Raw genomic sequence first — 13,984 nt, 5'->3', positions numbered from 1 at the left:
AGAGCCGTTGCCTGGAAATGACCATGATTGCCTTTGAGCCCCCACTTCAAGACAAATGCAAGACACAATAGTTATGGCACACCAAACCACACCCAGACAGCAATTGCCACCCGGGAGATGCTGATGGCGACCTCCCCTGGTCCTTTGGCCGGGTAGAGATTAGCGGGCGGGTTTGCGCTGTTGCTCCGGGTATGAGGGGGCACACGAGAAGCCAAGGGTTGAAGCTGAAGCAGGCGGACAGCGCAGCGCTGAAGGCGCTGACGCACCGAGGACGCGAGTCAGTGCGGGTGTTGCGGAGAGCCAGGGTGCTGCAACTGCTAGCGGCGGGCTGGACGGTCGTGGGTGTGTCCGAGGCGATGGGCGTCACGGAAACCACGTTGCGCACCGTCCGAAGACGCTACCGGGAGGAGGGGCTCAGCGCAGCGCTCCATGAGAAGCCGCGGCCCGGGGCGTCGGCGCATCCCCACGCTCGACAAGCTCCGCTGTGAAACGCAGGCATGGCAGGAGTGGGCCAACCGCCACCGGCTCCAGATTCGCTGGCAATTCACCGTGCCGAAGGCCCGGGCGAAATTCCATGACCAACCCACAGACTTCACCCGGTCATGGGATTAGACTCGGCCGCATGGGACTCTTGACCTTCATCATCAACGTCACCCTGGACGGCTGCGTCGACCACCAGGAGGGAATCGTCGACGACGAGACACACGCCTTCTTCACCCGCCTCATGGACGAGGGCGGGGCGATGCTGTGGGGCCGCGTCACCTACGAGATGATGGAGAGCTACTGGCCAGCGGTCGCCCGCGGCGACGCGGAGGCGCCGCCAGCGATGCGCGAGTGGGCGGTCAAGCTGGAGGCCAAGCCGAAGTACGTGGTGTCGTCGACGCGAACGGACTTCCCGTGGACCAACAGCCACCACATCGCCGGCGACCTGCGCACGGGCGTGCAGAAGCTCAAGGACGCGACCCCGGCCGGCGTGCTCCTCTGTAGCGGCAAGCTCGCGACCGAGCTGGACCGGCTGGATCTGATCGACGAGTACAGGTTCCTCGTCCACCCCAGGATCGCCGGCCACGGCCCGACCCTGTACCAGAGCGGGCTGCCCAGCACGCGACGGCTCGAGCTGGTCTCGGCGAAGCCGCTCCGCTGCGGCGCGATCGCCGTGCACTACCGGCGCGCGCGCTGAGACGCCCGGCCCCGGCCGCCGGGAGCAGGGAGCCGAATCCGCCCTGGAGCGGGGCGGCCCCCTATACTCCCGGCCCACGCTTTCCGGCTCACCCAACACATCAGAGCGATGGAGCCTGTTGCGCTCTTCGCCCTCGGGACTGCGCGCCCCACACCCCATCCGACACGCCGGACCCGTTCGCGGTCCCGACCGTTCGGGAACACAAACCTGTCCGCAAGCTTCGGTGCTCGCACGCTCTCGGTTTTGTGGAGCGGTAGAAGCCGAGAGGCATTCAACCTGCTGCGTGAGAACGCTGCCGACGGCATGGACACCGAGTCCACCCGGGACGGCTCCATCCCGGCGGAACCGAGGTCTCGTCACGAAGGCACGAGTTCGCGCTCCTGGAGCCGTCTGCGCAAGATGAGGTGTGCCACGCCCAGGTTGGGGAGCCAGCAGAGCCAGGCGACGATTCTGTAGGCCGTGATGAAGTCCCCCAGGGCGTAGCTCAGGACGGGCATCCAGAGTCTCAGCGTGACTGCCGCGAAGCAGGCGGCATAGCTGTATGTCATCATGTGCCGGTGTTCTTCGATTCGCCGGCTCTTGATGAGGCGATAGGCCGAGGCCGTGGTGTAGAGCCAGACGATGCCCAGGCTGACGAAGCCCGCCGCGGCGATGACGCCCCCCGTGGCGAAGAAGCCGACGTAGACGCTGGCGAGCCCGCTCAGCAGGACCGCCACGACGTAGACCTTTCCGAGGAGCCGGTGTGCACCTGGGCGATGGAGTCGCAGTCTCGCGACGAACTGGGTCCAGCCGATGGCCAGCGCGAGTCCTCCCAGGGCGATGTGCGTGTAGAAGGCCGCGTTCCAGACGGGGTCGGTCAGGAGTTCGCTGCTCTTCAAGGCACGAAGTCCGAAGTTCGAGGCCGCGAGGAAGTAGCTGCCGGGATAGAGGCCCACAGAAAGACAGAGAGCGGAAAAGAGAATCCAGCACGCCTTGCTTGCCATCAGGGAGACTCGCGGTTCGGGACGGGGAGACACATGGAGGAAGGGGGAACACCCGGAACCGCGTGCGATGTTACTCGAAATGGACCGTGCACCAGACCTCGAAGGGCAAGGCGCTGATCGCAAACGGGAAGGGACAAGAGTGAGGTTCGCGGAGATTCAAGCGGTCCCCAATTGAAGGGCGCCAGCAGCCCCCTCCGTGAAACATCTGAAGATGACTCGCCTTTTACCCTCGGAGAGTTTGAGTTCTCTGGACCGCTCTCAAGCGATCCCTGACGCCCGCGCCACCGCTCACCGAGTGCTGCCGCCACTCGCTGAAGAGTACGCCAGGCACGCCGATGGGGGGACGAGAGTGGCGCAACCACCGCTCGGAGGACCCCATGCCGCTGCACCCCTTCGCCTCGACGCTGCTCACCGCCTGGCTGATGGCCACCCCCAACGACGACGTGGCGGCCATCCGTGCGGTCGTCGCTGATTACACCGAGGGGGTGAAGTCGGGCGACGAAGCTCGCCTCCACCGCGCCTTCCATCCCGAGGCGAAGCTCCTCTCCGTGGGGCCCGACGAGACGCTCGCCACATGGCCGGGCGCCGACTACATCCAGACGGCCGTGAAGCGCCCCTTCACCGGGCGCGAGGACGCGGTGCTCCAGGTGGACGTCTTCGGCAGCGCGGCGGTCGCCAAGGTGTCCGTGCGCACATCGAAGTGGGACTTCATCGACTACATCTCCCTGCTCAAGCTGGAGGGCAGGTGGAGCATCGTGAGCAAGGTCTACCACCGCGCGCCCCGGGAGGCGGGCACCGTGCGCGCGGAGGCACCGGAGGGTCAGGTCAGCGAGTTCCAGGTGGACCGCGCGCTCTCGGAAGCGCGTCCCGGCGCCTACCACGCGCTCTATCTGCCCGGGGGGACCCACAGCGCGGACAGCCTGCGCATCGCCTCCGGAGCGACTGACTTCGTGCAGGGCTTCCTCCGGGCGAAGAAGCCGGTGGCGGCCATCTGTCACGGGCTGTGGCTGCTCGCCGACGCGGGCGGCGTGAAGGGCCGCCGGGTGACGTCCTTCCCATCCCTGCGGCGCGACCTGCAGAATGCAGGGGCCACGTGGGTCGATGAGGAGGTGGTGGTGGATGGCCTGCTCGTCACCAGTCGCCGGCCAGCGGACCTGCCCGCGTTCAACCGGCAGGTGGTGGCGCGCTTCGCCCGCACCGCCTCGCCCTGAGCCGACGTCCCCGGAGCCATGACGCCCTCGCGCCACCTCTTCTGGAAGCTGAACGCCGCCGGATGGCTCGGCTACGGCCTGGCCACCTACGTCACCTACGCGCCCGTGCTGGCGGGGATGACCGCGGAGCGACGTGACGCCATGCTTGTCTTCAAGGTGATGCGCATGGCGCTCGGCTTCGCGTTGAGCCTGGGGCTGCACCGCGCCTGTCGCCACCTGCGCTCGGGGCGACTGCCCCTGTGGGGCCAGGCGCTGCTGTTGTTCCTGGCCTGCTGGCTGCTCGGCGGAGTGTGGTGGTTGTTGCTGCGCGCGGCCTCCGCGCCCCTGCGTCCTGCCTGGCACCAGAAGCAACCGTCAGCTTCCACGGCTTGAAGCCAGAGGCGGCGGCCTCCTCCCTCCAGAGGATGTGCATCCCTATCGCGAGCCTGGGCAGAGGCAGCCCATGTTGAAACGTCAAGCGAAGCCCTCGAAGGAACAGGCGTCACGGCTCGAACCCCAAGCGTGACGAACAAACCGCGTCACTCCCAGCCCACCTGTGGCCCCCCGACCGCGCTCCAGAGGAGACGGCTGCTGGCGCGAGGTTTGCTATGCCCCCACGCCCATGTCCCGACTCCCCTCTCGCAGGTTCCGTTTCGCCGGTTGGCTCGTGCTGCTCACGTCACTCGCGTGCACGGGCCATCGCCCTGCCCCGCTCCGCATCGTCTCCCGCCATCCCGGCTGCTTCGGGCTGATGAACCTGGAGACAGGCCAGGTGGCCGTCAACGACAGCAGCCTCTGCCAACAGCGCCTGTCCCCCGCCTCCACCTTCAAGATTCCGCATGCGCTCATCGCGCTGGAGGAAGGCGTGTTGAAGCCAGACGAGGTGTTCCCCTGGGACGGCACCCCGCGTGGCGTCCAGGCCTGGAACCAGGATCAGACGCTGGACACGGCCATGCGTCGCTCGGCCTTGTGGGTCTTCCAGGGACTCGCGACCCGGCTCGGTCGTGAACGCGAGGAAGCCTGGATGAAGCGCCTCCATTACGGAAACGCGGAGGCCTCGGGGAACATCACCCTGTTCTGGCTTGGCGGACCGCTTCGCATCTCCCCCGAGGAGCAGCTCCAATTCCTGGCGCGGCTCTACAGGGGGCAGCTCCCCGTGAGCGCGGCCACCCAGGAGACCGTGAAACGCACACTGGTGCAGGGCCCCCAGACCGTGGCGCACGTCCGGGATGGCATCGACATGGGTGGCCCCTGGAAGGAGGGCGCGGTGCTCAGCGCGAAGACGGGCGCGCTCACGCTTCCAGAGGAGAATCTGACGTGGTTCGTGGGGCACGTGGCCACGAAGGGGGGCGCCTTTGTCTTTGTCAGCACCGTGCGCTCCCCTCCGGGTCCGCTTGCGTCACCCCATCCCGCGCTGGCCGCCGCCATCGACGCATTGAAGGCCCAGGGTCTGCTCTGACAGTCGAGGGCTCCACCCCGCCACCGGCTGTAGGGCGTGCGCACCCGTGGCAACCACAACCATCCAAGGTAGGCCCCAGGCGCCCAAAAAAGACGTCTGGGGTTGAGTCTTCGCCTACCGGGTCGGACGCATGTCAGCGTGTTTCACCGCGCGTTCCATGTTGACGCGCTTGCCTCCCGGTCGGACGCGGCATGTTTCAGCGCGTCGGGGGCCTTCGTCTCAAGCGCCCGGAATCCATCGCAGTGCCTCTTTCACGGGGTGTTGGTCCACGTCCTGCAATGACTGTCTTTCGCAGTCGACGAACCCATCCCCCGTGAAAGAGGACGCAATGGACACCCCTGAAAACGCATTCGACATCTCCAACGTCGCCATCCCCTGGTCCGGCCAGCAGGGGGGGGCGGGCGCTCTGTGCTGTAGCGGCGGACGTGTGCAGTACGCCGTCCCGGCTTCTGGCGCGCTGCTCACGCTGCTGTCGGCGGACGCCTCCAAGTACCAGAGCAGCCACACGTTCAGCGACCTCAACGTCTGGAGCGCGAAGAAGATCTCGGATCAGTTCCCGCCGAGCCTGCAAAGCCGGTTCGTGGTCCAGACGGACCAGCTCATGTCCATCTTCGCGGTGGGGGACTACACCTTCGTGTTCTGGACCTCGCAGGACGGCCACCGCTACGCGCTGCGCACCCGCCCGGACATGCTCGAACCCGCCGCTGTCGCCGAGATCGATTTTTCGGTCTGGGGCAACAACCACACCGTCAAGAGCAACGTCGCGGCGTTCGCGCTGCCGAGCACCCTGCCCTCCCTCGCGGGGAAGATTGGCGCCGTGGTCCTCGCCGAGGAAGTGGACTCCGGGAACCAAACCGTCCGTGGCGTGATGTTGCCACTGCTGTTCGATCCCGCGGACTTCACGCCCAACGGCACGTGGGCCGCGCAGATTCCGAATGGGGGCCACAGAGCCTCGCTCGGGTCGTTGCTCGCCAGCGACACCAGCGGACGCTCGGTCGTCGATGACTACCCGGCCGTGAGCGCGGGCTGGATCGATCAGGGCATCGTCAAGGGTCCCCATGACAGTGCTCCGCGCCCCTACATGAGCCTGGTGGTGGTGTGCAACAGCAACTCCTCGAGCATCAAGAGCCTGTCCTTCGGGATGGATCTCCTGTCTGCGTTCGACGCGTATTTCCTGGCGACACACGGCGGGAACCTGACCGTCACGAAGATCAACGCCGAGCATGGCGACTCCGGCCTCTCCTTCGGGGCGAACGTCGGCATGGCGCCGGACGGTTCGCTGTCCGTGCACTTCCGGGACGGCAGCGACAACGTCCGGGTCGGCAAGCTGATCCCGAACTCGGCGCAGCCTGGCGAAGCGAATTACCAGCAGCCGGGCCTGTACCTGCCGGTGTGGGAGACGTCGCCGGTGTACCTCGCCTCCAGCACCAGCCACCTGACCACGCGCAATACGCCCTGCGGCGTGTACCTGCCGCTGGCGACGACCCGGGGGCCGTCGCCCAGCGCGGTCATGCGGTCCGACGGCTCCGGCGCGCAGGTGTTCGATGACTGCCCCTCCGTCCGCTTCATCCACCTCATCCTCAGCAGCGACTCGAACTACAAGCCGAGGCTGAGTACGTCGTACTGGGGCGCGTTCTTCTCCATCGAGAACTACCGGATCGACACCGCGACGGATGACTACCAGCAGGCGACGCTGGTCTCGATGGTGGCGGACAGCTTCCCCTACCCGGTGCCCTCGCGTGAGATCTGGGGCCCCGACAGCCCGTCGGGCATGGTGAACTGGCAGTTGTGCAACTACGAGTACCTGACGGGTGACGACACGGAAGTCGACCTGGACTACTCGTTCCAGTTGGGCGTGGGCCTCAAGGCCGAGGCCATCGTCACCACGGTGGTGGGGGTTCAGGCTGACGCGGAGGATGTCGCGGGCATCAGCGCGCTGGTCCAGAAGTCGGATGCCACGCTCAAGGCCAGCTCCTTCTCGGTGGCCACCCGGGGCTTGCCGCCCGTCGCGGGCGATCCCGAAACCGAGACCCTGCGTCTTTCTCCCAGCGGCGCCTTCTTTGGCGTCACGCCGCCCGCGCGGATGGCGACGAACGTGACCTTGTTGCAGCCGCGGGGGGGCGCCTCGTCGTCCTTCCTCGCCGTGACCGTGCAACCCATCATGGATGGCACCATCACCGCGCGCAGCGGCGGCTTCCAGAGCTACTGCTACATCCCCGGGCAGTTGCAGACCTACGACCCGGCGAGCATCGGCTCCACGATGGCCAATCGCTTCAGTCACCTGTCCGCGGATGACAAGCAGCGGTTCAGGATCAACGGGGTGGACTACAGCAGCCTGTACCAGGCGGACTACGTGGAGCGGGTGGCGGAGAAGTTCGGCCGCAACTGCTTCGGGCCGGGAGGCAATCTTCCGTACCTCGAGTTCTCGTTCTCCGAGAGCGGGATCCAACGCAGCGAGTTCCAGAGCACCTCCCGCTTCACGGCAGGGGGCGGGGCGTACGCCAACCATTCGGCGTATGCCGGGTTGGCCTGGAACGAAGAGGTGGAGAACTCGGTCGGCGCGCTCGGGGTGTATGAGGTCACCATCCCGATCTTCAATTCGTCTGGCTACCTGATGGTCGGAGTGGAGTGGGCCACCAGCCTGGTCGCCTCGTCCACCAGCACCAAGAGCTGGGGAGTCAAGCTGGGCGAGTACCTGACCCCGCTCGCCCCCGGCGAGGCCTACACCGTGCGCATGTACCTGCTGGAGCCGAGCCCGCTCTGGGCGCTCGAGATGAAGTACTTCGGCTTCAATCAAGGCAACCCGACGGCGGAGCAGATCGACTTCACCAACAGCAGCCCGGTGCGGATCCTCTTCACCGTCCCCTACATCTCGCCGGCGCTCCAATCGAGACTGGCGCGAGGCGTCTGAGCGCGGGAGACCGGGTCAGGGCCCCCGCACCCGGTCAGGGCACCGCCCCTCCCGGACAGTGGCCCAGCTCGGCCCGGGCCTCCCGCGTCTCCTGGGCATAGGCCGCACGCCAGACAGCCAGCTCCTCCCAGGCCCGCCGAGCCTGCTCGCAGGACTCCTTCACCGCTCCCGTCTGGCGCAGCGCCCGCGCCAGACGGCGACGCACCCTGGGCACGCGCGCCGAGACCACCTGGCGGCCCGTGAGGGCCTCCAGCGCGGTCCTCAGCGGCGCCAGGGCCTCGGCGGGCCGGCCCCGGGCGAGCTGGACGTCACCCAGGACGAGCAGCGCCTCGATGCGCTCGGACGACAGGGGCCCCAGGTCCTTCTCCATCTCCACCAGCGATTGCTCCACGTGGCGCCGCGCCTCGTCCACCCGCCCCAGGAACAGGAGCGCGTCCGCCAGCGAGCGCAGCCCCGCGCCGTCCAGCTCGCCCCTGGCGGCCAGGGCCTCCTGGAGCGCGACACCCCGGGCATGGAAGCCGCGCGCCTCGTCCGTCCGCCCCAGCAGGCGCAGCAACCGCCCCACCTCGTGGACGTCCAGGGCCACCTCCGGGTGGGAAGCGCCGTAGACCTTCTCGCGATGCGCCAGCACACCGCGCGCGTGCGCCAGCTCCATGCGCCGCGCCCCCTGCTCTCCCAGGATGCCCACCCGGTTCGACGCCGTCCCCAGCAGCACCGGGCTGTCCGCGGCCACGCTCTTGCGCGCCACGGCCCAGCCCTCCTCCGCGGCCTGTCGCGCCCGGGCGGCGTGTCCCCACTCGAAATACACCACGGCCAGGTTGGACAACGCCCGGGCCACCGACAGGTTGTCCCCGCCCAGCGTCTGGCGAAGGATTCCGAGCGCCCGCTGGAGGACGGACTCGGCGCGCTCCAGTTCGCCCAGGAGCGCCAGCGTCCCGCCCAGGTTGAGCAGGGCCCGTCCGGTGTCGCGGTGCGCCGGGCCGAAGTGCTCCTCGTGCAGGCGCAGCGCCTCTTCCTGCCAGCGCTTCGCCTCCAGCAGCCGCCCCTGATGGCGGATCAGCAGCCCCAGCCGGCCGCTCAGCTCCGCGTGCGAGTGCGTCTGTCCCCGCGCGCTGACGGCCTCCAGCGAGGCGCGCAGCAGCGGCTCCGCCTCCGCGAAGCGGCCCTCCTGCTCCAGGAGCTCCGCCTGCACGTTGTCCAGCAGCGTGTCCAGCTCCGCGTCCCGGAGCGTCTCGGCCACCGCGCGCGCCCGGTGCAGGAAGGGCCACGCCTCTTGAGGCCGCCCCAGGCCGTACCCGTGCAGCCAGGCCTGGGCCCTCAGCACCCGCGCGAGCACGCCCGGCTCCCGCCCGGCCTCGGCCGCCAGCGAGCCCCGCGCCAGCGACTCGCGCGCGTCCTCGAACGCGCCGGAGTCCTCCTGCAGGAACGCGCAGAGCTGGTGCGCCTCTGCTTCCAGGGGGCGATGCCGGGTGGCGAGCGCGCGCTCGCGGGCGGGGAGCGCGATCCGCAGGGCCTCCGGCGTATGGCCCGCGAGCATCTGCGCGTGCGCCCGGGCCAGCTCCGCGCGCACGGCGTCCACCTCCGCGCGGACCTTCGGGTCGTCCGGGGGCGACACCGCCTCCTGCAACGTCCGCACGTCCGCGCACCGCCCCACGCCGCCCAGCGAACCGCCCAACCCGAAGCCCCGCTCCACCGTCCGCGCGTCCGCGCCCTGGAGCGCCACGGTCAGCCGGGACAGCGCTCCCAGCCGCCGGTCCAGGCACGTCATCCGCAGCCCGAGCACCGCCTCCGACTGCTCACCAAAAACGTGCGCCGCCTCGCAGGCGGAGCGGTGCGCGTGGGCCCAGTCCCGGGTCCACCGGTCCAGCGTGGAGGCCACGGCCTGGAAGGAGGCCTCCGCGTCCGGAGCCCGGGTGGCCAGGAAGGCCCGGCGCGTGGACTCGCGCACGGTGGCATCCCAGATGCCCGCGAGGTGCCGCTCGCTGCCCTGACACGTCTCGTCCGGCGCCGCCGCCGCCGGCCCCAGCAGGAGGAACCCCAGGCCCACCAGGCCTCCCGCGACCACCGCCGCGACGGCGCTGCGCTTCCAGGCCCCCGCGTCCCGTGTGAGGCGGGCCCGCAGGGCCTCCATCGATTCGAAGCGGCGGGCGGGGTCCGCGCTCAGCCCCCGGCGCACCAGCGCCTTGAGCCAGCCCGGCACGCCCGGCTGCTCGGGCCGCACCGCCTGCCGCTCCATCGACGCCAGCAGCTCCTCGCGCGTCGCGCCCTCGAAGGGGCGCTGCCCGTTGAGGGCCTCGTGGAGGGCCACGCAGAAGGCGAACTGGTCCGAGCGCGCATCCCCCCGCTCGCCTCGCAGTTGCTCGGGTGCGGCGTAGGCCGGTGTCCCCAGCACCGTCCCCGTCAGCGTGAGGACCTCCGCGCTTGGAGGCAGGTGCCCGGACCTCGCGTCCCGCGCCACCGTGGCGTTGGCGAGGCCGAAGTCGGTGATGCGCACCTGCCCGTCGCGCGTCAGCAGCACGTTGTCCGGCTTGAAGTCCCGGTGGACGATGCCCAGCGCGTGCATCGCCGCCAGCCCCTCCGCCGCCTGCACGAAGCGCGCGACCGTCTCCCTTCGCGTGCGCGGCTTCTCCAGCAGCCACCGCCGCAGCGTGCCGCCCTCCACCAGCTCCATCACCAGGAAGAGCTGGCCCTGGTACTCCCCCACGTCGTGGAGCTGCGCCACATGCGGATGCGACAGCCGCGCCATCGTCCGCGCCTCGCGCTCCAGCCGCTGCCGCGCCTCCGTCAGCGAGTCCTCCCTCAGGCGCTCCGGGTTCAGCAGCTTCAGCGCCACCTTCCGGTCCAGCTCCGGGTCATACGCCGCATGGACCCGGCCCATGCCGCCCTCGCCCAGCAACCCCAGCACCACGTAGCGCCCCACCCGCGTGCCCGTGACGAGCGGTCCCGTGTCGGGCGCCGGGGTCTCCATCGCGCTCAGCGCCGCGAGCACGCTCCGGCATTCAGCGCAGCCCGCCACATGCGCGCGCACCTCGCGCATCCCCTCCGCCCCCAGCAGCCCGTTCACGTACCGCGCGAGCGTGTTCTCCTCGGGACAGCTCACCCACGCCCTCCCAGCAGTCCCGACAGGCTCAAGTCCAACCCTCCGTGGATGGTGCGCACCAGGCTCTCCAGCTCCGCGTCCCGCAGCGCCAGCCGCTCCGACAGCAGGCGCCGCGTCCGCTTCTCCAGCGTCTCCTGCACCCCGCCCAGCCGCCGGGAGAGCGTCGACTTGTGCAGGTCGTACAGCGCCCCCATCTTCTCCAGCGACAGCCGCTCCACGTAGTGCAGGCGCAGCAGCTCCCGGTCCTCGTCATCCAGCGAGGCCACCGCCTTCACGAAGGCCGCCCTCACGTGCGCCCTCGCGTCCTCGCGGATGAAGCTCAGCTCCAGCCCGCCCGGCGCGGGGTGCGCCGCCAGCACCTCCGCCTCCACCCGTGACGCGTCCCCCTGCGCCTTCCTCAGCCGCAGCGCCAGCCGGACGCCCACCATGTTCACCCACTGCGCCAGCGAGCCCACGCCCGCGTACCCCCGCAGCCGCGGCGGCGCGTCCGCGCGCGGCATCAGCAGGTTGGCCCGGAGCGTCTGCAGCACCTCGTCCGCGAAGGCCGGTGAGGGGTGGATCCGCGACAGGGGCACCCGCATCCGCTGGAGGACCTCCACCTCGAACCGCGCATCGGCGCCGGGCAGCCCCTGCGTACACGCGAGCGCCAGCGCCAGGTCCCTGGCGTGCAGCCGCTCCAGCGCGAGCGGCGGGTCCTCCGCCTTCGCCAGGTGCTCGCCCAGGTGCCGCGCGAAGTCGAGCGGCTCCGGCGCGGCGCCTCCCAGCGACGCGGCTTCCTCCAGCGCGCGCGACACCGCCTCACGCACCCCTGGCGCCACGCGAAGGCGGGAGGCCCGCGGCTCCCCCATCGCTTCCAACATGGCCTCGAGGGCCTCCGAGACACCCGAGCGCATTCCTGTCCCTCCCTGCATCACGCCCGCGAGGTGACGGAACAGCGGCCCTCCTATTCCACGCACCCGGCACCGAGTCTGCCACGACGGGCCGGGGCAGGCCCGTACCGGCGCGTCCCCGGCCCGCCGGATGACGACTCAGGAGCAGCTCGACTGCCCCGTGAGCGGCTTGTCCGTCGTGACGACGCAGGCGCAGTTGAGCACCTTGCAGTTGAACGAGGCGCTCTCCTCGCAGAGCGAGCGCACCTTGCGCCAGCCCACGATGGGCATGTTGGTGCGGTCCAGCTCCTGGGTGTAGAGCTCCTCGCCCTTGACGGCGAAGGCGTAGGTGAACGTCGCCGTCATCGATTCGTCGGAGGCGTCGCTGCAACTGCGGCTCACGGAGACGATGAGCTTCTCGCCCTCCGTCTTCCAGGTGCCCACGAAGTTGCTCCAGCTCCCCCCGATGAGGAGGACGGACTTCCCCTGGATGAGCATGGCCTCCCTGAAGCCATAGCCCCGCTCCGTGCGGTAGAGGCCATCGGTCAGCGCGCCACCCGTCAGGGGCGGCGCATTCGTCACGACCTCGTGGTCCGACTCCCACGTCGTGCACCAGCCGATGGCGGAGCACTGGAGCGCGGCGCCGCCGCCACCACCGCCGTCGTCGCCACCGCCGTCACCCTCGTTGGAGCTGCCGCACCCCACCGCCAGCAGGGAGAGCATCACCAGGAAACACGTCGCCGTCTTCATGTCGTCCTCACGAAAATCCACAGGGGGAAATGGCCCCATGGGGAGGAGACACGCCGGAAGGCGGCGTTGCAGGGAATCGACATCGCGCTCATCCGCGCGGCGAAAAGCCACGCATCCGCATCAGCGCCATGAGACACTGGCGACACATCTCGAAGGGTGTGCGTCGCGCTCCTGGCACGCACAGGTTCCTCGGTGGTCGGGCCGCCACCTTGCAGCGGACAAGCTCCGGTGTGGGGTCTCCATGCGCGTGCTCATCTCCACCTACGGTACCCGAGGTGACGTTCAGCCTTTCGTCGCGCTCGCCAAGGCCCTGAAGGCGCGTGGCCATGTCGTGGCGCTCTGCACGCCCACCGGTTTCCGAGGCATGGTGGAGCGCCACGGCATTCCATACGCGCACATGGACAATGCCGTGCTGGAGCTGACGGAGGCGGTGCTGCGCGCCCCGACACGCACCGAGCAGCGGCGGCTGTTCAAGGGGTTCGGCGCCATCGTCCGGGCGGGCATGGAGGACGAGTGGCGAGCGGCGCGGGAGCTGGAGCCGGACGTGCTCGTGTACCACTCCAAGGCGCTTGGAAGTCACCACATCGCGGAGAAGCTCGGGGCCGTCGAGCTGCTGGCGATGCCGCTGCCGCTGACCCGGACGCGCGAGTTCCCGGTGCCGATGGTGCCGGGGTTTCGACTCGGGGGTTGGCTCAACGCCCTCAGCTACCAGCTCCTGTCATTGGCCAACGCGGTCTGGGCCGGCGCGACCAATGACTTCCGCGTGAAGACGCTGGGACTCGCGCCGCGTTCACGCTTCGCGGACCCCATGAAGAAGGCCGATGGCTCCGCGGTCCCCGCGCTGTACGCATACAGCGAGCATCTGCTGCCGCGCCCCGCCGACTGGCCTCCCCAGGCACAGGTGACGGGCTGCTGGTTCCTCGACGAGGCGCACCTGTGGACTCCGCCCGCCGGGCTCCAAGCGTTCCTCGAAGCGGGGCCTCCTCCCGTCTACGTGGGCTTCGGCAGCATGGGCGCGGCGCACGCCGCCTCTCGTGCCGCCACCGTCCTGAAGGCCGTGGCGTTGACCGGCGAGCGCGCGGTGCTGGCATCGGGCTGGGGCGGCCTGAAGGCGGACGCGCTCCCACCCAGCATCTTCATGCTGGAGTCCGCGCCACATGACGGGTTGTTCCCTCGGATGAGCACGGTGGTGCATCACGGCGGGGCAGGCTCCACGATGGCGGGATTGCGCGCGGGCAAGCCCACCGTCATCTGCCCCTTTCTTGGCGACCAGCCCTTCTGGGGACACATCGTCCAGCGGGCGGGCGTAGGGCCCCAGCCCGTCCCCCAGAAGTCGCTGACCGCCGAACGGCTCGCGGAGGCCATCCGCTCGGCGAGGTCCCCGGCGGTCGTGGCCCGGGCCGCGGCGCTGGGTGAACGCATCCGCGCGGAGGATGGAGCCGCGCGCGCAGTCCAGCTCATCGAACAGGCGCATTCGGAGCGGCACACCCGGCGGGCATCGACCTGATGCAGGCCCCGGGGCAACCGGCCTCGCGGCGCCCG

At 69.6% G+C, this 13,984-nt stretch carries 11 protein-coding genes; 7 read left to right on the top strand and 4 right to left on the bottom strand.

What is annotated here, in order from left to right:
• Positions 1-191 precede the first annotated feature (191 nt).
• Both K8612_RS39675 and K8612_RS34465 read left to right on the top strand, forming a co-directional pair.
• Positions 192-488, top strand: a complete 297-nt coding sequence (locus K8612_RS39675; RefSeq protein WP_223765359.1) for a helix-turn-helix domain-containing protein — start codon at positions 192-194, stop codon at positions 486-488.
• Positions 489-622: 134 nt separating this feature from the next.
• Entirely contained in the window at positions 623-1,180 is a 558-nt protein-coding gene (locus K8612_RS34465) for a dihydrofolate reductase family protein (protein WP_223765358.1), read from the top strand.
• A 356-nt stretch (positions 1,181-1,536) separates the two neighbouring features.
• Here K8612_RS34465 and K8612_RS34460 read toward each other — a convergent pair whose 3' ends face one another.
• Positions 1,537-2,163, bottom strand: coding sequence for a DUF2306 domain-containing protein (locus K8612_RS34460; protein WP_223765357.1), 627 nt, complete (start codon positions 2,161-2,163; stop codon positions 1,537-1,539).
• Positions 2,164-2,540: 377 nt separating this feature from the next.
• On the opposite strand from K8612_RS34460, the gene K8612_RS34455 reads away from it, so the two are divergent.
• The 4 genes from K8612_RS34455 to K8612_RS34440 all read left to right on the top strand — a co-directional run bounded on the left by K8612_RS34455 (position 2,541) and on the right by K8612_RS34440 (position 7,723).
• Entirely contained in the window at positions 2,541-3,374 is an 834-nt protein-coding gene (locus tag K8612_RS34455; RefSeq protein WP_223765356.1) for a DJ-1/PfpI family protein, read from the top strand.
• Between the two features lie 18 nt (positions 3,375-3,392).
• A complete protein-coding gene (locus K8612_RS34450; RefSeq protein WP_223765355.1) occupies positions 3,393-3,746 on the top strand; it encodes a hypothetical protein in 354 nt (117 codons plus the stop codon).
• Between the two features lie 274 nt (positions 3,747-4,020).
• Positions 4,021-4,812 (top strand): penicillin-binding transpeptidase domain-containing protein, encoded by a 792-nt coding sequence (locus K8612_RS34445; protein ID WP_223765354.1) that lies wholly within the window; start codon positions 4,021-4,023, stop codon positions 4,810-4,812.
• A 328-nt stretch (positions 4,813-5,140) separates the two neighbouring features.
• On the top strand, positions 5,141-7,723 hold the full coding sequence (locus K8612_RS34440) for a hypothetical protein (protein WP_223765353.1): 2,583 nt from the start codon (positions 5,141-5,143) through the stop codon (positions 7,721-7,723).
• Between the two features lie 34 nt (positions 7,724-7,757).
• On the opposite strand, the gene K8612_RS39405 is transcribed toward K8612_RS34440, so the two are convergent.
• From K8612_RS39405 to K8612_RS34420, 3 genes are all read right to left on the bottom strand, one after another.
• Positions 7,758-10,823, bottom strand: a complete 3,066-nt coding sequence (locus K8612_RS39405) for a tetratricopeptide repeat protein (RefSeq protein ID WP_373692159.1) — start codon at positions 10,821-10,823, stop codon at positions 7,758-7,760.
• On the bottom strand, positions 10,820-11,716 hold the full coding sequence (locus K8612_RS34425; RefSeq protein ID WP_223765352.1) for a transcriptional regulator: 897 nt from the start codon (positions 11,714-11,716) through the stop codon (positions 10,820-10,822). The genes K8612_RS39405 and K8612_RS34425 overlap by 4 nt, the downstream gene beginning before the upstream one ends.
• A gap of 135 nt (positions 11,717-11,851) precedes the next feature.
• Positions 11,852-12,442, bottom strand: coding sequence for a hypothetical protein (locus K8612_RS34420; protein WP_223765351.1), 591 nt, complete (start codon positions 12,440-12,442; stop codon positions 11,852-11,854).
• Positions 12,443-12,683: 241 nt separating this feature from the next.
• On the opposite strand from K8612_RS34420, the gene K8612_RS34415 reads away from it, so the two are divergent.
• Positions 12,684-13,949, top strand: a complete 1,266-nt coding sequence (locus tag K8612_RS34415) for a glycosyltransferase (RefSeq protein WP_223765350.1) — start codon at positions 12,684-12,686, stop codon at positions 13,947-13,949.
• The last annotated feature ends 35 nt before the right edge of the window (positions 13,950-13,984 follow it).

Source organism: Corallococcus sp. AS-1-6 (genome assembly GCF_020037015.1).
Classification (GTDB): Bacteria; Myxococcota; Myxococcia; order Myxococcales; family Myxococcaceae; genus Corallococcus.
Note: the sequence above shows the minus strand (reverse complement) of the source record. Positions and strands in the feature narration are given on the sequence as shown.